The organism is Arthrobacter sp. S39 (assembly GCF_004320525.1).
Classification (GTDB): Bacteria; Actinomycetota; Actinomycetes; order Actinomycetales; family Micrococcaceae; genus Arthrobacter.
In genome coordinates, this window is record NZ_SIHX01000003.1 from 549,480 (window position 1) to 572,120 (window position 22,641).

Here is a 22,641-nt window from a genome sequence, read left to right on the forward strand (position 1 = left end):
TCGCTGAGGAAGGAGATTTTTATCCGCGGGACGAGCGCTTGATTATCCTTCCCGGTCTTGGCCATCGTCGTCTGCACTAGCGGTACGGAATTGAACTGACTGCAACCTTTACGTCGTGATACCCCAGAAAGCTCAGGAGTTGGAGCAGACCAAACCTGGCCTCTTCCGGAAAAGGTGTTGGCCCGATATTGATCTGTCTAATAGGCAAGCGTTCCATCTCTTGCTTACCCCCGTCACCAAACTCTCGGCGGCGGCCATTCGTGCCCCCCTTTGGGATGCCCAATTCTATATATGGAATTAGCCCATAACGGCCCGCTCGATGAAGTACGTACTTCCATGCGGGCGAAACTTCAGCAAGGGTCCGTAGTTCCTGCTCATCGCGGAAGGAGTAATTCTTGACTCGGTTCAATTGAGATAGCAGCGACAGCCTTTCCACATAAACCGAGAAGTGAAACCTTTTTTCATCTCGCTTGGCTTCCTGATGGGCGTCCCGCAAGTCGGACAAAGCCTGCGACAGGATCTTTGTTTGTTCGTCCGGATCGTAGACCATCTCATCCCACCCCTCGACAATCTGGCCATCTTGGTCAGGGTCCTGCTCAAGCTGTCCGCTAGGGTCTTTCGGGCCATCTCGGTATCCTGGTGGTGGAGACGGATGCCTATCGCTCTCCTTTTGAGCGCGCACACCGAGAGAGACGTCACGGTCCAAGCCAACGGCAAAGCTAACTTCATCCCTCCCGTAGTACCGCCACATTGTCAAGCTGTCGCCATGTTCACAGGCTGACAGTATGAAGTACTCTTCGCGTGGTGTGGCAAACCCCTTGAGAGTTTCTTCGAGCTCCTCCTGGAGTTCCGCATACTCCTCCTTGAGTTCTTCGTACACCTCCTTTAGCCTGTCGCTACCGCTCACTAGCTCCTTGAAGTCGTTAAGGTATGCAGCTGAACTTCCCCAGAGGACATTGTTCTCAAGGATGCCCTTTAGCCCTGCCCCGTCCGTGTAGTGCCACACCCATGAACCAGTTCCGGTCATGTAGTCGTCCTGCATCCTCGCGACGCTCCCCTCAAATAAAGGCCCCGCATTTACTGGGACAAGTCCTCCCGGCTACGTTATCCGATATAGGTTTCGTTGTTCTGCAGGCCTCCTGGTCGGCAACGACACCCCGAATCCGCAGATCGGGGCGTGCGCCAGCAACCCGCACGCGGTCGAGAACCGTCTCTTTGGACAGGGCAGGACCAGAAATCGAACCGGGCGTGTGGGGCCCTGTGAAGGTGCCGGGCAACGAGGCCAGCGTGAACATCACCGTGGGCCTGCCAGTGAACCGGACCTCCGTGGACCACGGCACCGCCTTCGACATCGCCGGTAATGCTACTCCGATCAGCGCAGCATGGTGGGAGCCCTGGAACAGGCGGCGAAGATGGCCACCCGGCCGCCGTGGCCTTGTAGGGTGTTCCGGGCGATGCGGCAGCCAGACGAGATTGACGAGTGCTCTGATCATCTTGGCGGGTATCCTCATCATTGTGACGGACACACTATTCAACATTGGCCCACACGACCACGTGCCAAGCGCTGGCCCCGCCGAGCAACCCATTCGAGACGACCAGGTGGTCGCCATCCGCGAAGCGTTCACCGCTGCCGGCATAAACAGTCTCGAACATCGAAAAGAAATAGCACAAAGTTGCGTCGTACGGTCACTGGGGTCGCTTCGCGAGCTCACAGCAGCCGAGGCCCATCGCGTGTTAAAGCGTCTTAAGGCGGATGCCGAGGATCGACCGCGAGCCCCTGGCGCTTCCGCGTGGGACCTTCGAGAAGAAGACACCTGGATCGACAAGCTTTAGCTCAAGTCCAGAAATCCCCGTGAATCGATCGATGCTGCTGCCTCGTAGGTAGTCATGCGCTCTGCCCTAATTCGCCATACTCTGGCGGCAGCATTTCGGAGCACCTTAGCTGGCTGACCGCCCGCTCAATAACGGTCGGTATCACTCCGCGGAGGGCCGTTCCGAATTCGGCTTGGCCGCGCTCACTCTCGTGCCGCTGCACCTGCGGTTGCGTCACCGCGCCAGGCACATCTGTCAGTTGTCGTAGGCGGTGGTCGTCTCAAGAAGTTCGGGGTGTCACGGCGGACAGAGCGGCCAGTAGTACTGCGTTGCCTCTTGCGCCGGCCCAGGTCCATCATCGAGGCGCCGGCTCCAACAACGACAGTCCGGACTCGGTCGACTCTGTTTGTGTACTCGTCCCGGATTCCGACGTCATGTTCTCAGCCCTCTTGGTTCTTCGGACCCCTTGGTGGATGTCCGCACAAAGCAGCACATGCCTGAGCGCATCGGACCGCGCGAAAGAATACAGCTGCGGAATGCTGGCCCACTTGACCACTGCGCCCTGGCTTGAGGGCTCAATGTGAAGTCCGCTTGCGCGGCCATCCACTTCCGTTGGAGCAGCATCGGGTCAACCGCCCGGTCTCTTGGCTGCCGTAGAGAATCACCGTCTGAGGATCCGCAGAAAACACCGCATCAGGTCCCGACAGTGGAGGCGACTGTATCATTTTCGGCCACAAGTCCCACTTCTGTATCGACTGCCATTCGCCCGGAGGCCCGGAAGAATTCGGACTCCTCGGTGGCGACCAACAACATGTTCGCGTCGGCCGGTTATGCCAGCCGCTGAAGCAAAGAGGCTATCGTCCGTGGAGAGACGAGTTGGATCACCCGGTCCAAGTCCCATACGTCAATGCCTAGCTCGAGTGTTGATGTGGAGACAAGGACGCAGTCGCGCCCGAAGGCGAGAGCGGCCTCCGAGCGACGTCGAGTGCCCACGGACAGCGAACAATCGGAGACATGGGTCTTTACTCCGTTGAATGCAATGTCGTTGAGGAGTCGCCCAGGTTCACATGGATTCGCTGCCCGCTGTCCGGCGTGAAGTCGGCTAGCAGCCCCCACAAAGCACCGTTGGTCGAGGTGTCGCGATCACGATCAGTGTGCCCCAGACAAGGGGGCAAGCAAATGCCGAGATTCACTTCACTAACACATGCCGATCGCAATCACGTGGCGTCGATAATCGCTGAGTTCTCCTTTGACGCGTCAAGAACACGGAATCCGATCCTTCCCCTCGGCGCTGAGGCATAGGGGACAGCCAGCGAGAAAAGCGTTGCCACGTCCCTGACGTGTATTGGATCTGTCAAGGCGTTCGGCTCCCGATCTTCCTTCAGGTCCGACTCAGGGTCGGCGGCAAAAGTCAGTAGCAGGGCGCCGCGGGTTGGCGTATGAAGTCTAGAGGCTTCCGAACCGCCCGCGGCGCTGCGATTACCCGCGATGTGCTCAACGGCCGCTCGCTGACGGAAGGAGCTTCCGGAAAACCCGCCGCGATCACTACGCCGTGTCCTGCTGAGCAGCTGAATCGATTCGCCATCGACATCGCGCGTAAGGATCCCCTTAAGCATGGGTACCAAGATAGCCCAATCGACCAGTTCGCCTCGATCCATAGCCTGCTGCATGAAGCGAAGGGTCGGAGCGAAGGAATAGCCCTTCGTCCAGCTAAACGCCTCCAACGCGGCGTACACTTCGGCGGCAGGAATAATCGCCACTCGCGACTCAAAGGTTTTGGTCTTCGGCTGGCCAGCGCGTTGTCTGTCGACGTACTCGAACTCGATCGGTTCGCCGAGTCGGTCAAGCCACCCACGAACTGACTCGAAATGCGCTGCGTTGGAGGACCCGTCACTTCTGTCCGCCTGGCGTGGGAAGTCACGAAGCTCGCCGCCATCGCCCTCGAAGTCGAGTACCGCGTTGTACATTTTGTTGGCCCCTGTCGGTTTGAGCCACGGAAGTTGTTGAAACACGAGCGGCGGCACGTCAATTGGTCTGACCTCCGGCCTTCCCAGGTCATCGAGTTTGGAAAACGTGCGCAGTTGCGCGCGGAACGACTCCTCGTCCTGGATTATGGCCGTAAATGCGTCATACAGATCGTAGGTCTTGCCACGGGCGTCGACAATGTCACGGGCGATGTAGAGACGGACCAGATCCCGGTATCCAGGACGGTAGCCAAACCAACGTCCCATTTGCATCAGCGTGTCCGCAGCGTTGGCCCGCCTCCTATAGTAGGAGACCGTGAGCCCTTCGACGGTGAATCCCCGGCTCAGCTTTGCACCGCCGACCATAACGCGCCAATATCGTCCCGTTGCAAAGTCCATGGCCTTGTAGTCGCTCTCTCGCGAGCCGTTGACGATCACGACGGGATCCGCGGCAACTAGGATGAGGTCGATGGCCGCACCGATGTGCTTCTTGAGTTCGTCGAAGTCTCCGGGCATAGTCGTTCCCCAGTCTGCGCGAGATTTATACACCTTCGAATAGTCATTGATGTAGAGACTTCGCATGCGCGAAAGGCCCACAGGTGTGTTGAATTGGGCCGTCATCCACACATCACGAATCAAATCGGCGAGAGCTTTATGTTCAGCCTGTTGCACTGATTCGTGTGCGAGCATGGTGTGGTGCCGGAACTGGAGTTTCGGGTCTTTTTCTGCACGCCACAGTTTGATTGCTCCCGAGAGGACGAAGGAATCCAGCGCATTAAGGATCTCTTCTCGTTCAGCCTCGTCGCTCACCGCCAGGAGGCTTCGCACGTGCGCTACTTCATTCGAATTGGATGCAGTGATTGGCTCGTCTTCGGGTAGGGGATCCAGATCGTGGAACTGTTTACCGCCCATGTATGTAGGAGCGGGTTCCAGTGCCACGATGAAGTCACTAGGGAAGATGTCCGCAGAATCGTCGGGCGATACGAAGACGTTGGCAAACGGCGTCGCTGTGTACCCGATGTACTGAGCGCGCGGCATTTCGCGAAGGATCTGCGAGATCAGCTTGTTGATGGCAGTCCGCTCCTTGTCGTCCCGCGTCCTTTTCCTGTTCGGATTGGTGGTATTCACAGAAGCCTGATCCGCCTCATCATCAATGATGAGCACGGGAATCTCCTTCAACGACGCGTGCACGTCGTGAAGGTCGCGGAGCAGCTTTTCCAGAACTGTCTTATTTTTCTTTACGACCGCGAGACGAACGTCGGTATTGAAAAGGTTGATCGGGTCGTATAGGGGCTTATGGGGGTCTTTGAGCTCCCCGGCACGCCGGAAATCGAGGGTGTCCAGTCCTGCTTTCAGTGCTTTATAGTCCCCGACCGCCGTGGTAAGGCGCTTGATCGCGGGAATGTTCTGTTGCGAATTGATGTCTATGCCGTGGTGGAGAAACTTCCCATCAATCCAGTCGGCATCGCCATCTCCGATGTAGTCGAGACCGCGCACCGCGTCCGGATCATTCCGGTCACGCCCTCCTAGGATGTTCTCCTCACCGACCAACTCGCGGTCGAGTCGACGTTGCGTTTGTCCTCGCAGCAATTCGATGGTGCCTGTCAGCACTATTACCAGTCGGTAGCCAGCGTCGATGGCCTTCGCGGCGATCCCGGTGAAGTTCGCCGTCTTGCCACTCTGAACGTAGCCAACTACCAGGCCCTTTGACTGGTAGGACGATTCGCCGGCGGGATCGGCGAGTCGACCGACGATGTCGGACGTCGAAACATCGAGGTTTGCGATCGCCTCCGGCTCCCAATTCGCTGCTTCCAGGACACCGCTATATGCCTTCCAATAGAAGTCGTGCGCAGCCTTACGTTCGGTGGTGTACCAAGGGTCCCACGGCCCGGGATTGGCGATTACGATGTCCCGTTGCGCCACACTCGGGAACATTTCATCGAGTGCCTCACGGCTTCCCGTGCCCAATCCGAGCCTGTCGTAGATCAGTACCCGACGCTGTGCTGTCTGCGGTTCCGTCTCTCCCGACCATGCCGCTTCGGGCTGTGAATCCCACTTAGCCAAACACATATGCGCTGCTTTGCGCGCCGAGGCATTGCCGTCGCCGTTCGCAATGGCGGAAACCACATTCTCTTCGGTTGCAGTCAGATCCACGTCGTCCAGCCACACATTCACCCGCGACAGCAGCTTTGCGGGGCCAACTTCCCTCATGCCGTCGAATGCGGCACGAATAGCGGTTTCGATCTCTGGTTCGAAATGGCTCACGACAGTTCCTCACAGAAGTTGTTGAGTGGCGCCGGCGGCGCTGTGAAAGGCAAATGACTTACATCGATACGATATGAGACGGCGCTGACAAGGCCTCGCTGCGGGACCACCTGGTCAAGCCGCGGACCGGTTATGGCGGGAAAGTCCGGATCGACCAGGTACGCGCGAGGTGTGGAACGGAGTTGGAATTTATCCCGGTACAAATCGGCATCTGCGTCGGCCCATCCGAGCCCCTGCAACGCGATGTCGAAAACGCGGCGGGACCGGTCAAGCCGGTCACGTGTAGTCGCGATGAGCTCCGGTAATGTAAATCCCGCCGCGGCAACACCCGCTAGCGTGATCTGGACGGACACTAGGTACAGCGGCCGTCCGGGTGCCGGTTGAAGCTGGGAGTCGCTACCGATGATGTGGCTGCGACCCTCCGACCGTGTTGTCTTCACCTCGGCGTCGAAGTCTTCGAATCCGAAGTCGTGCTCCTCTGAACGCGGCCCGATCCATGCGCCCACCGCGGCGTCTTCATCCTGGAGCCCGATCGCGTGCCCAAGGATCAGTAGCTCCCCTATGAGTCCGGTCTCCTTCTCCTCGGACATTCGGCGGCGGCCGGCAAGCAGCCCCTTGAGGCCGGACAGGGATTCGGAAACCGCATGTCGGAAGGACGCACCGCTCTCCAGCTGGTCAACTATAGACTCAATGAGGATGTAGGCCTCATAGTGCATTCGTGTCGCGTCGACTACCAATCGAAACCAGTCTCCGGGTTTGCCGATTATTCCGATGCGCTCTACGCCGATACGTTCGTATGCGGCAACGTCCGGATCCGCGCCAGAGGCCGGACTGATCAGCCGCATTTCCTGATGCCGTGGATCGACTTCCAGTACGGCATCAACTTTATTGCTGAGCGAAAAGGCGGCCTCCACCCCGGCCGAAAAATAGTCTTCCACCGTGTCAGGTGTCAAGTGGTTCCGCGCATTCGACGGTTCATTCATTGATCTTGGCCCCCCATTTTTGTTGCCTCACGCGCGATTTCGTCGCGCAGCGCTGCCGTCAACAACTGCTCCCACGCGGCAAGTTCGGTCTTCTCCCGTGAACCAAGATGTGCGCCCTCGAAGTATTTGGAGTACACAAGCAACAGCAGCGTCTTCACGAAGGGAGCATCGTCAGCATCCATGCTTCGGGGACCAGCGATGATGTCCCGGTATTGTTCGTTGAGCCAAATAGTGCGATTCTCCAAATCCACGTGTATCGGTGTTTCCAAGAAATCGACCCGCCAGCGGATATTGATCGGTTCGGCGCTGTGAAACTCGACCGTAGCCTCAAAAGCATCGATCATGTCAGAGCCGAAGCCTCGCGCAGGCTCGACTAATTCCACGGGCCGTTTGGTGTATTTGCGCGACTCGCGGCGCGCACCTGCCGCGGCAGCCATGAATTCCGCCAAAGTTAGGTCACGCTGGCCGATGGCAGAATGGAGCAACGCCTGTTTAAGGTCTGAATCCAGTTCCAGACCAGCCTTCTCCGGATTTATGGTGACATGAGGTTTGAATGCGTCTGTGAGATCGATGGCAATACGCGCATACTCGAGCTCGGGCTTGTTGACTGCGAGTGAATTCCACCCGCCGATCTGCAGCAGACGGTCGGCCCGGTAGAAGTAAAAACCCTGCGCTAACGACCCCGGCCGACCGCCCAAGCGGTATGCGGGTCGTCCGGACTGCGTCGCTGGCCAGATATGAGCCGTCCCATAGACCGAGACACCGTCCAGCTCAATCCTCAACACGGCCGGGAAGGAGTCATTAGTGAGCGGCTCATACCCGAACGGATCTATGGCGGCAACGGTACGCGGCACGCCGGACTCATTATAATCAAGGTCGAAGACATCCACGGTGATCTCGACGTCCTGGCTGGATATCTTGCGGTGAAACACGATGCCCAGATGCGACATCACGGAGCTGACTCGTTCGTCGAGCCAACGGGAGCGGTCTGAGGGATCCACACTGGTGAGAAATGTACGTGGCTCCCCCCATTCGACGACTGTTCCGCTCAGCATGGAGAAATCGGTACGCGTGGAATTCATGAAGTCATCGACATCGGCGCCGTTCAAGTCGGAAACCCTCGTAGGTGCCGATGCCTCGATAACACGTCCAGCGGGTAAGGCACCGATGCGTCGGGAGTACACGCGCAAAATGTCGGCCTGACTGAATGAGGCTGCTTTGAGACCCAGCCCGAAATGTCCCTGTTCATCTTCGCCGTACGTGCGTTTGCGTGCAAAAGTCATAGCGTCATCAATCAACGCTGCATCCATGCCGCGGCCGTTATCGATCACACGGAGGCCAACTATCTCACCGTTTCGCTCAAGAAATCGCAACAAAATGCGGGTGGCCGTAGCGTCGATACTGTTGTCCACCAAGTCGGCCACCGCCGTCTCGAATGTGTGGTGACGGCCCACTGCGGCCGTAATTGACGCGTCTGGGGGCACGTCACGAATCCGGGTAACGCGCGGTTCCCTACCATCCATCAGATAGCTCTGAACCGGTTGGTGCTCAGTCCCAGATTCGTCCCGTTCTCACGAACTGTGCGCACTACGCCTTCGGAGAATCCTGCCCGTTTGTCGGCATCGATGACGAGCCTTATCTCGAACGTATCCGGCTCCGCTGACTGCAGGTGCACCAGCAATTCCTCAGCGAGGGCCTTTAGCTGGGCTGCTATGTCGCCATCGGGCTTCACATCGATTGCGCCGGAGTAGCGCGCGTGGGTAACGGCCGGCGGCCCGCCAGGACGGATTGTCGTAGTGATGGGGTCCGGTAGAGCGTCAGCCTCGGCCAGCCTCGGTCCGGAAGGTGCTGCGATCGTACCGTTGACGCCAGAGAGGGCTGCCTTTTGCTCGTCCTCGCGCTTCCGCTGATCGCGCGCCAGCGCCGGGCTTACGAGCAGCATCGAGTCTGAGATGACAGTGGGTGGTTGGTCCGACAGCGGGAGACGCAGTCCAGCGAAGTTGCCAGTTTCGGCATCGTACCCATCGGCCAGGGCGAAGCCCACTGCTTCCCACGCCACGTCTTCGAACACAGCCGAAATCGCATCCAGTAGCACCTGCTTGTCGCGGAAGCGGGCCAGATACGGGTATCGGGTATGGTACTCCCACAGATCGCCCACCAAGATCCGGCCCTCGTTCCATTTGCTGCGCAGGTGGTTCCGGAGTTCGAGCAAGATCGACTGGGGCGACGACTGAACAATAACTACGTCCGTCTTGCGCAGCCGTTCACCGACGTGCCGCGATATCGACTCGGTTGCACCGTCTGCTTTGGCAACCGCGATGCGGAACGGCTGGCTACCTTCCTGCTGCTCTGGATACAGAGTCCAGATCCAGGTCTCGCGAATGCGCTGGCCCACGGTCCGATTCAACGCATCGATCCTGCGTCCAACCTCGGCGACCTGACCCTGGGTGAGGTCAAGGACATCTTTGTCGCGCATGATGTCGGTCCATGCCAGGTGCTGGCGCACCGCAGAGTCCAGCTCGAGCCACCGGGCACTATCGGCGGCGAGCACAATCACCGTGTTCGCGTCGAGGCGCGGAGTCGTTCCCCTCCGTGCCACGAGTTCCTCCGTGTAGGCACGGGCAGCTGAGTCTTTGCCCCTGCTTTCATGGGCGTAACGTGGGTGGGCGATGACGAGCCGCACTCGGTCCGATTCCGTCACGTCGACAGTGTCGATCGGCGCGAAGATCACCTCCGGGAACTCCGGTGTGCGGTTTGGTTCTGTGGAGCGAATTCGGTCAACGACGGCGGCCCAGACGTCGGTGTCAGCATACGATTCGGCGCGTTCGGTGACCTTGCGGTTGAGGGATGGCTGCCGATCGAACCAATACCGGTCTTTGTCTGCGTAAAGGTGCGTGGAGCGGTCTCCGAGGAGCGACATGGCCGAGCCGAAGTTGCCGATCGTGTCGCCAGGCATGGCCACGCCGAGGAACACGCGCTTGCGTTCAATTCCCTTGTGCTGCGTATGCAGTGTCGCTGCCGATCCCATGAATGTCGCACGGGCGATACGACGGGTCAACGCCCTTCCACCGAAGAGTGGCTTTTCCCTGTCGATTTGCACCGACGTGGCCTGCGCGCCGTCGACGTCCTTGTCGATGATCGCTTTCCATGCGTCGTCGAGATAACCGGTGATCTCGTCGCGTACGGCTGCGGAATCGAGCGGCATGGAGCCCGGCATGATGAGAGGTGAATCATCGCCGGCGGAATAGAGCGCATGAACCACTGCACTCATGAGACGAAGCACACCACGGGTCCTCTGGAACCTTTCGAGCGTCGACCAATCACCATACAGCCGGTCGAACAGCTCCGGATGAATGGGGAACGCTGCCCGGAGGCGCGCCTTGTATTCGAGGTCCTTTGTCTCGCTCGGCAATTCGCCGAAGTTCTTGATGTAGTAATCGAAGAACCGCTCGACAGTCGCGTCGATTTTACGCTGCGCATCGGCGTCCGGCTCTTGGAAAAGGCGCCGCTTGACGATTTCGAATGATTCCGTACTCGACGCCGGTGTCCAGTTCTGCGCGATACGCGAGACGACGTTTTGCAGTCGTTCCAGGGCCGCACGCCCGTTGGCGCCGCCGACTTCCAAATCGGAGGCGGCAGGCCCCTCGTCGTCGCGGCGCACATCGGAGGCCGGAATGGAAACAAGCAACAGCGCCCCGGGTACCGCCTTGACCGCTTCGGTCAGCAGCTGGGCGAAGGTGAACTGCGTCTCGAAGGTTCCGCCGACGAGCGGCGAGCCGTCGCCGTAAAGTCCGCGGGCGTATGCCACCCACTCGTCAATGAGGATAAGTGCAGGCGAGTAGCGCGCGATGAGGTCGCGCAGTGCGGCACCGGGGTTCGTGCCCGTTTGATCGGCAACTGCCACCATGGCATACCCCTCGGCCCCACCGAGCTGCCATGCTAGCTCCCCCCAAATGGTATGAATAATCGTACCGTCGGACTTCTTCACCCATGCTTGCCCGGGTGAGAGCTCGTTGCCCACGATGGCCACGCGTTTGATCGGGCGCTTCAGCACGGTCGTGTCGAGATCTCCCAGCAAGGTCTGCACGCCCTGGGGATAGTCGGTCAGCTGCCGTTCGCCGAACAGGTGCCAGACGGCGAGCATCGAGTGAGTCTTACCTCCACCGAATGTAGTCTGGAGGTTGATGACCGGAGCGGCGTTGAGATCGCCCCCCATCCGTTTCACCGCCAACGTGAGGAGGGTCTTAAGCCCGTCAGTGAGATACGTTCGGGCGAAGAACTCGACCGGGTCGTTGTAGTCGGCGGAAGCCTCAGCCCCAGTGGACACTTGGTGCAGGTCGGCAGCGAACTCGGCGCGTGCGAAATCGTTGGAGGCGATGTCGGCGTGCGGCTTCAATACCTCACGCCAAGGCGTGAGTTCTGCAGATCCGAGTTCCGGCATCCGCGACGCCGCACGCTTGTCCCGCCGGGTCTCTTCCGCATAGGTGGCCCGCTGCACGTCGAGACGGGACTTCCGGACTTCATCGGCGGGCCCTGCCGAACCGATCGCACGCAACAATCGTTCCATAGTGTCGAGCGCTCGGTACGTGTCGTCGGCACCGAACGGCTTGCGATGGGCCCAGTTGTCACGCACACCGCGGAGTTCACTGGCAAGATTCTGTTCCCCCCGCGACAGCACAGCGTTAAACGGGTACCCCAAACTGCCGAGCGGCTCCGTGACCACACGAAGCTGCACCTGTGGATCGCTCCGGGAATATGGCTTGCCTGGCACGCCGTCCTTGGCCGCAAGGACATGCGTCCAGTCCTTGATCCCCTGGGGCAATTGTGGTGCCAGCACACGCTCGATAAATGGTTCGAGCGCTGAAGCCAGGATGTCAAGGCTGGCGCCGACACGGTCAATGTTGGAGAGAGCCATCGTCTACCTTTCAGGCCAGCGATTCGAAGTCGAACTGCTCAGCGACCGGATGTGCGGAAGTCGTAGCGTTTGCAGCGGCCCGGACTTCCGGCCACGACACGCCGAGCGTATTGAATAAAATGCCGGGCTTGGTGAGGCCGCACTTATCACTGATGGAGTATAGACGGTAGGCCAACTCGTGGGCCGCCGACATGTCCAGCCCACGCGCCTCCGCTCCGGCCAGTAGGCGACCGGCCGCGTCGAGACCCTTCTCATCGAGCGCTTTGGCCAGATACAACACGACCTCCCACAACGAGATTCGGTCATCGAGGCGCGGATCGTAGTCATCCGGCAGGTCGGCAGGGTCGAGGAGCTTGACTTTGCCGCCACCGCTGGAGATAACACCCGCACGGGCCAGGGCAGCGACTGACGCATTCTTAGCGTTCGCGAGTGTCTCGGCCTCACCATAGGCGGCCACCTCGAACGCGTGCGTCTCGAACCACGCAAGGCACCAGCGGGTGTCTCCGTCGAAGTCGCCTTCCTGCTCGGCGAGAACCTCGTCTAGAATCGCATTGATCTGTCTGAGAGCATCCCGCACGCTCATAGCCTGGCCGTTCGGCTCGAGAACCTGGGCGTACTTTGAGAAAATCGCCATCCCCGGCCCGATAGCCGCCTGGGCCAAGTCCACCGGTGCGATGCTGCCCTGCTGAAGGACACGCAACGACTCCGGCAACGTCGAACGCAGCTCGACGAGAAGTCCCCGACGATCAATGATCGGCGCATCCTCGGGCCGCGGTCGGAGGACCAGGACTATGGACGAAGCGAGGGCATTCGTGCCGATGCTTATCATTCGACCGCTACGTTCTGAGCGGACTGGCCACGTTCCGGAAATCGTCCAGCCAGCGTGGATCATACCACCCAAGATCGTTTCCCAGCCAGTAGAGGCAAGACCCTCGGCCTCAAGTTCTGACTGTTTGAAAGCATAATAAACGGTCATCGGATAGTGCTCGGATGCAGTTTCACGCGCGCGCTCGAAGACTCTCTCGAATCCGACTTCGAAAAACTCTCTTGCCCCGTTCACGCCACCATGGCGGTACGGATTAGCGACCAGTTCATCCGCTTTCGGCACGAGCATCGTGGAAAGCAACTGCGGCATTACTTCACGAAGAGAACGTCGGAGCCAAATATAGAAGAAATCTGACAAATCCGAGTACGCTATGTTGTCGTAGTAGGGCGGGTCCGTCGAAATGACCATACCTGTGTAGTCAGTGTTGGCGGCGTCACGCTGCTCGGCAAGGCCAAGACCCTGAGCAGGCACTTTCTCGACGGCACGCGTTACCGCTCGGATCATAATGTCCAGGCCGCCCGACGAGCCTGCCAACGGATTGCCTTCGGCAAAGTCCCACGCCATCGGAATAGCCTGACGGGCGAAAACGTTCCGAAGGATTTCCATCTGCGCGTTGCTTGCCCATGTCGTCACCGCAGATGAGTAGTCAGTCAGTCGCGACACAACGAACCCGAGATAAATGGCAACGGCGTCGGCATAGGCCGCCGCGTCGCTTCCCCCCGCTTCGAGGCGTGAGCCCTCGGCCATCCCAGTGGCAAGCGCGTCTTGGAGTACGCGCGCGCGCGCCTCGCCCACTAGGTCACTGAACGTCGCAAGCGCGGTCAGCTGCCTGTTTGTGAAGAGCGATGCGAACGTGTCCAGCCCGTAGGAAGGAGTCCAGATATTGCGTGGGTCGATCCCTAGTTTCTGGGTTGGCACATCGCCCGGTGCGTCAACCAATGCTGCCTCCTCGTGCTCGGACGTAGGAGATAGGTAAATCCGTTTCCGGGTCCCTTCAGCGACCGTAGCCATGAGCCTGGCACCCAGCCGGCCTTCTTTGCCCTCGCATTTGATATAGGGGACCGGGACCGCTGTATTGCAAGACACGCACACCCCACCCGCACGGCCAGACATCGTTCCGTCGTCGACCTTCGTCGGCGCACGCTTCGGGTCATGACCGATCGCGAAGTCAACCTTCCCGTCTACAACAGACGGCACGATGTAAGCTTCCTTGCCTTTTTTCTTACCCAGCCACCACGAGCGAACGAGCGGCGTCTCGATACCGCAAGCCGGATTCGGACAGGTGACGGTGCGGCCCCAGATCCAGGCGATCACGGTCGCCGTGGCGCCATTCTCGAGCGTTGCCTGAGGATACATGTGCCCGATGCGCTTTTCGGCCTCATCACGCATCCACTCGCCGTATCGCCGCACATCTTCGGCTAGGCCGGTCGCCCCAGCCCAGTCGAGCATTCTACTAGCGGCGCTTCCAGGGAACACAGGAGCGTGGTTGGCGAACTTCGGCGGAATCTCTATGAGAGCCTTGTTGATGAGCACAGCGACAGGATTGAGATCGCTGGCATGGGATTGGAGCCCCAGACGTTGAGCCTCGAGCGGAATGGTGCCACCGCCGGCGAATGGATCGAAGATGGCTGGCGGTTTTCCATCCGTTGACCTCATGATTTCGGCACGTACTTGTTTGAATAACGCCGTGTCATTGAGGTTGTCCCAGTCGACCATTCTCTCGATCAAAGCGAACAAGCGCGCCCGCTCGGCGGAGACGCGTCGCTCGACGTAGGCATTGACGTCAAGCTCTTCGCGACGCATGCCCTCCTCACGGTACTCGCTGGCATTCTCGCTCGGATCGTCGACGAGCTGGGCGAACAGCACAGCTCTGGCAGTCGCCAGGGGCCTGCGGGCCCACCAAAGATGCATCGTCGAGGGGTGCCCGTGTCGAATGGATTTCTCCCGAGCCGATTGCTTGTTGATCGCATCAAGGGGTAGTGCAACTTCAATAAGCTTCTTCTTCGCCATGCCATCCCAAAAGTCGTTTCGCCGTGAGGCACCCGCTGCCGCCCGCTTACACATGGCGCCCGTCCATCTTCTCTTAGAATCGTACGATAGACGCCACTGTGGGCTGCCAACGGAGCAGCGACTCGAGGGGGCAGTTTTTTCTCCCGTGATTGTGACCACTCAGGGCCCCCCAATCCGTGTCGTCGAGCATTTTAGGCTCCGGGATGTTCGACGGCAGGCACGTCGCATCCGGATGGCCCGGGCTGGCTCCGCATGACCACAGGTCCATCGCCACGATCCGTTTGCAGAACTCAGGCCAGCGCAGGTGCTCGCCAACTTCGGAGGCTATCGCCTAGCGACTTCACGCACCCCTCATCCCGAGCGACCGGTCGTCTCTGCCAACCAATATTTCGGCGACGAGAGCGGGCCTGTCGCGCGGCGGACGGCGCGGTGAAAAATGATGTCTGACCGGCCGGCTAGAATCGTAGCCATGACTAGACCCCTTCGCCTGATCGATCTCTTTGCCGGAGCTGGCGGAATGACCCAGGGATTTGAGTCCACAGGACGTTACAAAACGTTAGTCGCCGTCGAGCACGACAAGTACGCCGCGGCGACGTACTCGCTCAACCACACGGCAGATCGCATGTACGCGGGTGGCATCGAGGATTGGCTGGCTGAAGGCAGCGTCCCTGAAGCAGACGTCATCATCGGTGGACCTCCGTGCCAGGGGTTTTCCGGGCTCGGCAAGCAGGATGTCCTCGACGAGCGCAACTTCCTCTGGAAGAAGTATGCAGAGACAATAATCGCGGCTAGGCCAAGGTACTTCGTTTTGGAAAACGTCCGCCAATTCCTGTCGTCTCCACAGTTCAGTGAGTTCGAGACGTCCACGCATCCGGGCGGCCCTTTGGAGGCGTACGTTCTACAGCCGTACCTACTCAATGCCGCCGACTTCGGTTCTTTCCAGGCAAGGGTCCGCACAATCGTGATTGGTCGCTTGCGGGAGCTTCCCCGCGTTCCGGATCCTGCGGGACCTTTTCGCGACAACCATCGGACGGTCCAGCAGGCGTTCGCAGGAATTGACCCGAATACGGACGTCGTCGATTTCCCCCGATCCACTTTCGAGTTCGAGGGACGGCCGATGGCAGGCCCCTATAAGACGACTCAGCTCCATACGACTCGCAACTACACTCAACTTTCCCTCGAGCGATTCAAGGCAATCCCGGCTGGTGGAAATAGATTCGATATTCCCTTTGATTTGCTTGCCCCTTGTTGGAAGAAACACAAGACCGGCTCCGGTGATGTGATGGGACGGCTTCGATGGAAGAAGCCATCTGTTACTATCCGGACTGAGTTCTTCAAACCGGAAAAGGGGAGATACCTCCACCCGGAAGAAGATAGAGCGATCACTCACCGTGAAGCCGCCAAGCTCCAGGGATTCCCGGACGACTACCTTTGGGCCGGCAGCAAGACCGCAATTGCCAGACAGATTGGCAATGCAGTGCCCATTGAACTGGCTAGATACTTGGCTAGTCTGATTGCTGATCACGACGCGGCGCAATGAAGCCTGCCACGTAGCTGCGTGTGGGCGAACTCGCTTATCCGGATAACGCTCGAGTGCCAAGGCCGAACGTAAACGGCCTCGTTAATCGACTTTCTGCGCGTCATGGGACGCGTACAAGATCCTCGTCGACGTCCGCTGACTGCTCCGCGGAGGACTATCAGAGGGCGCTCGGCTGATTCCAGCGAACTAACAATATGGTGATTCAATGGCCCTAATCCAGGAATCACTCGTAGTTCAGCGGGCTAAGGTTCTCGGGCGGGGGACGCCATTCTGGGTATACGCTCGCGGTGCCGTCGCCGGTGAGATAGAACGATCGATGTGACGTTCCCGATCGATTTCCGCCACTAAAACTAAATCCGTTCGGCCGAATGTGTTTGCGTGCGAAACCTCATTACGATGTGCCGAACCTCGCCGTCACGCTCAGCTTTGGGGGGGGTAGCATGACTCGAACACGCCGACATCTCGAACCGTCAGCGGAGTCGAATCTCGCGTGCCAGCATGTGCCCATCAGATGGCTCGACGGAGCACCCGAATCGGGTCCTCAAGCATCTGCCCACCAACGTCTCGCTCATCGACCGTCGGACCGCTGCGATCCCACCCCGTAAACCTGATGATTTTCGTTCGGGAGCCTTCGGCCCGCGGCGCAAGCTTTCGCTCGAGCAGCCCGGATAGGCGCCGTTCATGTGTAGACACAATGAGCTGTCGACGCATTCTGAGGTGCCTACATAGGTCAGCAAAACCGAGCACATTCACGTCATCCATTGACTGGACTGGGTCATCAAGCATTAGGAATGGCAGTCCGTTCCCCTCCATCGACAGGCTCATCGCGATGAAGTAGGACAAGGCGACAATGTTGGCCTGAGAGGTCGAAAAGATCAAGAGCGGCTCCGCCGAGATGCCCTCCACCTGGTCAATGACCATGGGGCTCGTAGTCCCCCTTCGATAGTAGGTGTCTAACTCGAACTCAATAGTTTTGAATGCTGGATGTGGGTCGAGCCTGCGGAATATGTCCGCAACCAAAGGCTGAATAGATCCTAAGCGCTCCTCAGTGACTACAACTCGGGCCTCAAGCGTCTTCTCGAATAGTGCCTTCAATTTCTGGCAGCGGGCAGTTTCCGTGGCGAGTTGCTTACCCGCGGCGGCAAGCGCCATCTGCAGGCTCGTGCGTTCTGCAACGGCGCGCTCTATTGCGCTTTGGTCACTTTGTCGGTCAAGCGTTTCTAAGAGGTCATGCAGGATCCTACGCGCTCCGCGGAGATATTCCGATACTTGACCAGCGACCGCTCCAAAAAAGTCCGTATTGTAGTGATCGAATCTCACGAAAGGTATTTCCGCAGCGAGAGCTTCGACGGCGCCGGTGGCCGCCAGGACTGCGGCGCTGGACGCGTGCCAGCGCTCAGCTTGCTGCTCCGCGGCAGCAAGTGCGTCCGAAGCCTCGGCGGCCGCAGTTGAAGCCTCACTGAAGTCGTTCGCGCGCTGTATGAAAGTGTTCTCCAGTTCGAGGAGCGTTCCGGTTGCCTCCGCCCGCTGAATTAGTTCACGCTCCACGTGCTTTCGGTCGATACGCTGGCGGCAAACCGGACAATCATCCGAAAGCATCGGTATAGCAAGCGCAGCCAACTTAGCCACATCAGCAGCTGTCAGCCGTGCCGCGTTCAGCTGAGACTGCGCTGCTCCTCGTAAGGCTTCGGCCGCATTCTTGGCTGCTTTCGACCGTTCTACCTCCTCACGGAGAGCATCGATCGTGTCAGAAGTTGGTGATTCCCCCAAGCCTTCGCGCAGCTGAAACGCACCGCGGACGAGCGCGTGCGCCGAATCTACTTGGTCAGCCGCACGGCCGAAGGCTGTCGCCGCGAGGCGAACATCATCTAGCAGCTCCAGGTTCACGCCAGCGTCGCTGAAGAACACCCCGGAGGGCGTTGCTCGTAGCCTCTCAATTACCTCATCTCGCACGGCTTCGATTTGGGGGCGACTCGCCAACTTTGCTTGTGCTGTCTCTAGTCGGTCCTGAGCTTGCTTTAGAGCGACGGATAGCTTGGAATGTTCACTCCGGACCTGTTCCTCACGCTCAGACGCCTGCTTTGCAGCAGACTTCGTTGCATCCTCGAAGTCCTCCAGCACGCTAAGTCCGAGCACTGTACTCAACTGCCGGTACCGCTCAGTTGGCTTTGCTTCCAGCACACTACGCAGTACGTCTTGCTGCATCAGACCGGACGTGGTTAGCGCCGATTGGAGGGACAGTTCGCTGTTGGGCAACAGAATACGGCGGAGCTCGGCTTCTGCGTCTTCGCCAAACATCGGTGGCTCGCCCCGTCGACTGAGCTCAAGAGTGCTTCCCCCTTGATCACCAGTACGTCTTAGCAGCACTTGTCCTGCCGCGAGACTAAGGTCCATCTCGACCGAAGCCTTGCGACCTATGCGGTATTGATTCACAACGTACTCCGCGTTGCGCCGGGAACGCAGCACTTCAAGTCGTTCGATCTTGCCGAGCAAGACCCACTGCAAGGCATCGAAGAAGCTCGTCTTCCCAGTGCCGTTTGGACCGGTGACAACAACTGCCGAGGCCGACAGATCGAATTCACGGGCGTCGCGAAAACCGCGAAACGCTTCAATACGCAGTCGGTCGATGGTGGGTCTAAAGAACGTCATCGAGAGATGCCCCCTGTTCGAAAGCCGTAACGGCACGGTGCGCAAGCTCCTCGCCAACGCCGTGCGAGATGAGAGTGTCTAGAAGCGACTCGAGCGCGTCGGCGTGTGCGACAGTGGGCGAAAGGGTCACTGGCTCAATGAAGGGTGCTAGAGCATGTCTCACCGCTTCTGGCGTCGGGTCGACACCAGTGTGGGCGATGCGGCGCACACGTGACGTGTCGTGATTGATGGCGTAAAGGTCCCGAGTAACAGCGTCATCTTCGGCCGACTTCTCTTGGGTGAGTAGGACGAGGTACGTGTCCCACTTTTTAGGTCCAAGTGATATTGACTCGATGCGTTGAGAAAGAGCTTCGAAGACAATAGGTTCCGCCAAAATAAGGTTGCGAATAGTGTTCATCGCGGCCACAGCGACGACGAAATAGCTGTTCTCCGCAAGAATCAGCTCGATCTCCTCTCCCGTAGTCTCGACCTGGAACCCCTGCTCAGAGAGTACGGTTTTGGTGAAAGTGAGGAGTTCGTCGTCGGACCGACTCGACAATGATGTGGTACTCACGCCGCGATCACCTCATCAGCATGTGTAATGTCTGGCACCAATGCAAGAGGCCCGTCAACAATGTCCAGTTCGTCCGATTCACCCATGATGTTGTTGGGTAAGGAGCGGGGCTTCGGGATCGGCCCCACTCCGCCAGCAACGACAAAACGCGGATGAGGCTCACCCTGGTGCGCATGGGCCTGCAACCGGAATTCCGCAACTTCGACGAGACGCCGCGGCGGCACCATCTGCGTCGCGACGAGTACCTCAACAGGGCCCTGATCGGTGTCGAATACGTGATTGTGGCCGAGCCTAACTGAGGTACCCGCCAGTCGCCCCAAAGCGATAAGGACCTTACCCAGCTCAGGACTCTTAAGGACGGCCTCGCCAACCCGCGGGTTGATATCGACGTCACGCGCCCATTGGAGTACTGACAACGCGTCAGACTCGAACAGCCCTTTTGTTGCCTTATCTAGGTCAGAGGTGAGTTCTTCGTCAGATGCTAGGCCTGCACTGTGCTCGCTAAATCGCTCCATGATGTAGGCCGAAGCGATCTGCTCCATGAACACGTCGGCCGTCGCCGCGATCTTATGATCATCCTGAAGATTGGGCGCGACGGCCTTCCACTGGGAGTTGTCCCAGTCGGATTCGATGTTTGGCGTAACGACACGAATGTTCTCTACAGCGCCGACCTCGTTGATCGCTTCCTCGATGCGCTGCTTCACGTACCCTGCAACGTCCCCGATGCCAACGAACACCACGACGGCACTACCGAGCCTTGCGTGCGTCTGTTCTCGCACCCAATGAGGTGGATCCTCTAAGTGACCGCTAGTCACAAGCAATGAATTCGGCTGCGAGGCGCAGCCGTGAATCTTGAGAACCGAGGGTGGGGAGATATCCGCTAGGTCACGGTAGGTAGTGACGGTCGGCAGGCGCTCCTCACCGGCTCCACGCTCTATGCAGTTGTCCCAATTCGTCGTTAGGACGTCAATCACTCCCTCGAGCATCAGATGCGCCAAGACGCGGTGAGCATACCCGGGCTTCGCCGACTTGAAGTTGGCCGCTATGGCAGAGGTTTGACGGAGGGCGTTTTCGCCGCCAGGAAGAGCAGCGACGGCATCTGCAACGGCAACGAGGTCACGCGGGTCAATGTCCTCGAGAACTGGGAACGCTACCTTGAGCCGCGTATGGATTATTTGTGCCAGAACCGCGCCCGTCGGGAGGTTGGTTGGCTGGGACAAGCTAATGCCTGCACCGGCGTAAATCACGATCTTGCCGGAAGACATGGCTTTAGCTGCCAACGCGACTGCATACGGCGGAACGTTGGCCGTGACCGGAGACGGGGAGTGTGGCATGCCGCAAGTCTAGTGGTTACAAGTACCAGCAAACCGTGACGTGACGGCGCCTGCTCGCGCCTCTCCGGCTACATGGTCCATGATCGCCAGGACCCCCGGGGGGGCTTCCCCGCGTGGCGACGAGACTCCCGCCGGTTTTGAGCCTCCTCCACCGAACGGGCCTCGCGGAAGGCGCAGGTAACGGCCGCTGCGTTCTACTCACCCCTCCGCAGCACCATTCAGGCCCTTCATACCTGCGCAAGACGGCGACTACCAGCCAGTCGAAGCCAAGTACTGCTTGAATACATTCAGCCCAGCCTGCCAAGGTGCGAATTGGGTCCTCCCGCGGCTCGATCCAAGCCGCGTCGGGCCCGGGTGCATGGGCTAAGGCAGGCCGTCAGGGCAGTTCCTCATCTCCAATTCGATGACTTTCTGCAGGGCCCACTGGTTCAGGTCCCTGGGCAGTCCGTCTTGAAAGCCCGCGGCGGGGCATGTCTCTGGTAGGCCCTCCTCGCGGCGGGCGGCTGTCTTCACTCCTCTACGTGGGGCGAGTGACGCGGTGGCAGCATCCTGATGTCGATGTTTCGTCGATATGAGTGGTTACTGCGGCGAACGGCTACGCGGCAAAGGGCGCGCCCGGCCAAAGCCGGACGCGCCCTACGCTTGCCCTGAACCAACGAACTGGTTCAGCGCCTGAGTCAGTCGATGAGAACCGAGTCCTTTGGCACCATCCGAGGACTCGACCACCGGCGCAACCCTGCCGGACCGATGATGGAGCCAGTTCGCCACCGCCAGCAGCGCCACAAGCGCGAAGGTGCTCAGGAGCTGGGGACGGGAGTCCTCGCCGATGAAGCCCACCGTGAAGATCGCTGCGAGGATGACCAGACCAAACACTGTGAGCCACGGGAAGCCGGGCATCCGCAGGGGAAGCTCCGTTCCGTCGCGGTCGGCGCGGATGCGCAGCGCGAGCTGGGCGAGGAGCGCGGACGTCCACACCAGCAGGCACGTCGAGCCCACAATGTTGAGCAGGACCCCAAGGACCATCTCGGGGAAAGCCAGCTCCAGCACCACCGTGACAACGCCGAAAGCGACGCTGGCCAGGACCGCGACCACCGGAACCCGGGCCTTGGACACGGACGCAAGGAAGCGCGGCGCTTCTCCCCGCTCGGCGAGGGAGTAAGCCATCCGTGACGCGCCGTAGAGGTTGGCGTTGAGGGCGGAGAGCAGAGCTGCGACGGCCACGAGGGTGATGGCGGTGGCAGCGCCGGGCATACCCGCGGCGTCCAGCACTGCGGCGAACGGGCTCTTCAGCCCCGCCGAACCCACCGGCACCACGGCCGCGATCACGAAGATGGCACCGATGTAGAAGACCAGGATGCGCCACAGCACCGTGCGGACCGCCTTCTTCACGCTGCGGGCCGGCTCGGCGGTCTCAGCTGCCGCCACGGAGACAATCTCGGTGCCGCCGAACGCGAACGCCACCACGAAAAGTGCCGTGGCAATCCCGGCGAAACCGTCGGGTGCGAAGCCGGCGCCGGTGAAGTTGGACAGGCCCGGCGACTGGACGCCCGGCAGCCAACCAAACAGCAGGGCAGCGCCCACCAGCAGGAACCCGACGATCGCTGCCACCTTGAGCAGGGCGAACCAGAACTCGAACTCGCCGAAGTTCTTCACACTCGTCAGATTCACGGCGGTGAGCACCACGATGAACACGAACGCCATCAGCCACACCGGCAGGGCCGGGAAGATGGTCGCCAGCAGGCCCGCCGCACCGAGGGCTTCGGCCGCGATGACCACCACAAGCTGCAGCC

At 59.6% G+C, this 22,641-nt stretch carries 12 protein-coding genes; 2 read left to right on the forward strand and 10 right to left on the reverse strand.

The genetic code is table 11. The annotated features are described in order from the left end of the window. Positions 1-76: 76 nt before the first annotated feature. The gene (locus EYS21_RS08990; protein ID WP_131132839.1) at positions 77-1,042 is read right to left on the reverse strand and encodes a DUF2971 domain-containing protein; all 966 of its coding nucleotides are present in this window, start codon (positions 1,040-1,042) and stop codon (positions 77-79) included. Here EYS21_RS08990 and EYS21_RS08995 point away from each other — a divergent pair. Further along, positions 1,009-1,833 (forward strand): 4-hydroxythreonine-4-phosphate dehydrogenase PdxA, encoded by an 825-nt coding sequence (locus EYS21_RS08995; protein WP_242633346.1) that lies wholly within the window; start codon positions 1,009-1,011, stop codon positions 1,831-1,833. The genes EYS21_RS08990 and EYS21_RS08995 overlap by 34 nt on opposite strands. Before the next feature lie 1,196 nt (positions 1,834-3,029). Here EYS21_RS08995 and EYS21_RS09005 read toward each other — a convergent pair. From EYS21_RS09005 to EYS21_RS09025, 5 genes are read right to left on the reverse strand one after another with little or no spacing between them, the layout of a single operon-like run. Next, the gene (locus EYS21_RS09005; RefSeq protein WP_207307721.1) at positions 3,030-6,041 is read right to left on the reverse strand and encodes a Z1 domain-containing protein; all 3,012 of its coding nucleotides are present in this window, start codon (positions 6,039-6,041) and stop codon (positions 3,030-3,032) included. Beyond that, entirely contained in the window at positions 6,038-7,024 is a 987-nt protein-coding gene (locus tag EYS21_RS09010; RefSeq protein WP_131132841.1) for a PD-(D/E)XK motif protein, read from the reverse strand. The genes EYS21_RS09005 and EYS21_RS09010 overlap by 4 nt, the downstream gene beginning before the upstream one ends. Then, positions 7,021-8,547 carry an ATP-binding protein gene (locus EYS21_RS09015; protein ID WP_131132842.1) on the reverse strand — a complete coding sequence of 509 codons (1,527 nt, stop codon included), beginning with the start codon at positions 8,545-8,547 and terminating at the stop codon, positions 7,021-7,023. Before EYS21_RS09015 ends, EYS21_RS09010 begins: the two co-directional genes overlap by 4 nt. Beyond that, positions 8,547-11,939 (reverse strand): Swt1 family HEPN domain-containing protein, encoded by a 3,393-nt coding sequence (locus tag EYS21_RS09020; protein WP_131132843.1) that lies wholly within the window; start codon positions 11,937-11,939, stop codon positions 8,547-8,549. The genes EYS21_RS09015 and EYS21_RS09020 overlap by 1 nt, the downstream gene beginning before the upstream one ends. 10 nt (positions 11,940-11,949) lie before the next feature. Beyond that, complete coding sequence (locus tag EYS21_RS09025; protein ID WP_131132844.1) at positions 11,950-14,775, reverse strand: DUF1156 domain-containing protein; 2,826 nt, start codon at positions 14,773-14,775, stop codon at positions 11,950-11,952. Between the two features lie 469 nt (positions 14,776-15,244). Between EYS21_RS09025 and EYS21_RS09030 the strand changes: the two genes are divergently transcribed. Continuing rightward, on the forward strand, positions 15,245-16,315 hold the full coding sequence (locus EYS21_RS09030) for a DNA cytosine methyltransferase (RefSeq protein ID WP_131132845.1): 1,071 nt from the start codon (positions 15,245-15,247) through the stop codon (positions 16,313-16,315). A gap of 507 nt (positions 16,316-16,822) precedes the next feature. Here the strand turns inward: EYS21_RS09030 and EYS21_RS09035 are convergent. The 4 genes from EYS21_RS09035 to EYS21_RS09050 all read right to left on the reverse strand — a co-directional run. Further along, complete coding sequence (locus EYS21_RS09035; RefSeq protein WP_131132846.1) at positions 16,823-18,964, reverse strand: ATP-binding protein; 2,142 nt, start codon at positions 18,962-18,964, stop codon at positions 16,823-16,825. Then, positions 18,951-19,517 (reverse strand): hypothetical protein, encoded by a 567-nt coding sequence (locus EYS21_RS09040; protein WP_131132847.1) that lies wholly within the window; start codon positions 19,515-19,517, stop codon positions 18,951-18,953. The genes EYS21_RS09035 and EYS21_RS09040 overlap by 14 nt, the downstream gene beginning before the upstream one ends. After that, positions 19,514-20,851, reverse strand: a complete 1,338-nt coding sequence (locus tag EYS21_RS09045) for an SIR2 family protein (protein ID WP_131132848.1) — start codon at positions 20,849-20,851, stop codon at positions 19,514-19,516. Before EYS21_RS09045 ends, EYS21_RS09040 begins: the two co-directional genes overlap by 4 nt. 636 nt (positions 20,852-21,487) lie before the next feature. After that, on the reverse strand, positions 21,488-22,641 hold a 1,154-nt coding region (locus EYS21_RS09050; RefSeq protein WP_242633347.1), incomplete at its 5' end, for an amino acid permease.

Bases quoted from the DNA above. Each gene is read 5' to 3' on its own strand.
- EYS21_RS09045 (WP_131132848.1), bottom strand. From the start codon at position 20,851: ATGCCACACTCCCCGTCTCCGGTCACGGCCAACGTTCCGCCGTATGCA.
- EYS21_RS09025 (WP_131132844.1), bottom strand. From the start codon at position 14,775: ATGGCGAAGAAGAAGCTTATTGAAGTTGCACTACCCCTTGATGCGATC.
- EYS21_RS09030 (WP_131132845.1), top strand. From the start codon at position 15,245: ATGACTAGACCCCTTCGCCTGATCGATCTCTTTGCCGGAGCTGGCGGA.
- EYS21_RS09015 (WP_131132842.1), bottom strand. From the start codon at position 8,547: ATGGATGGTAGGGAACCGCGCGTTACCCGGATTCGTGACGTGCCCCCA.
- EYS21_RS09020 (WP_131132843.1), bottom strand. From the start codon at position 11,939: ATGGCTCTCTCCAACATTGACCGTGTCGGCGCCAGCCTTGACATCCTG.
- EYS21_RS09010 (WP_131132841.1), bottom strand. From the start codon at position 7,024: ATGAATGAACCGTCGAATGCGCGGAACCACTTGACACCTGACACGGTG.
- EYS21_RS09035 (WP_131132846.1), bottom strand. From the start codon at position 18,964: ATGACGTTCTTTAGACCCACCATCGACCGACTGCGTATTGAAGCGTTT.
- EYS21_RS08995 (WP_242633346.1), top strand. From the start codon at position 1,009: ATGAACCAGTTCCGGTCATGTAGTCGTCCTGCATCCTCGCGACGCTCC.
- EYS21_RS08990 (WP_131132839.1), bottom strand. From the start codon at position 1,042: ATGCAGGACGACTACATGACCGGAACTGGTTCATGGGTGTGGCACTAC.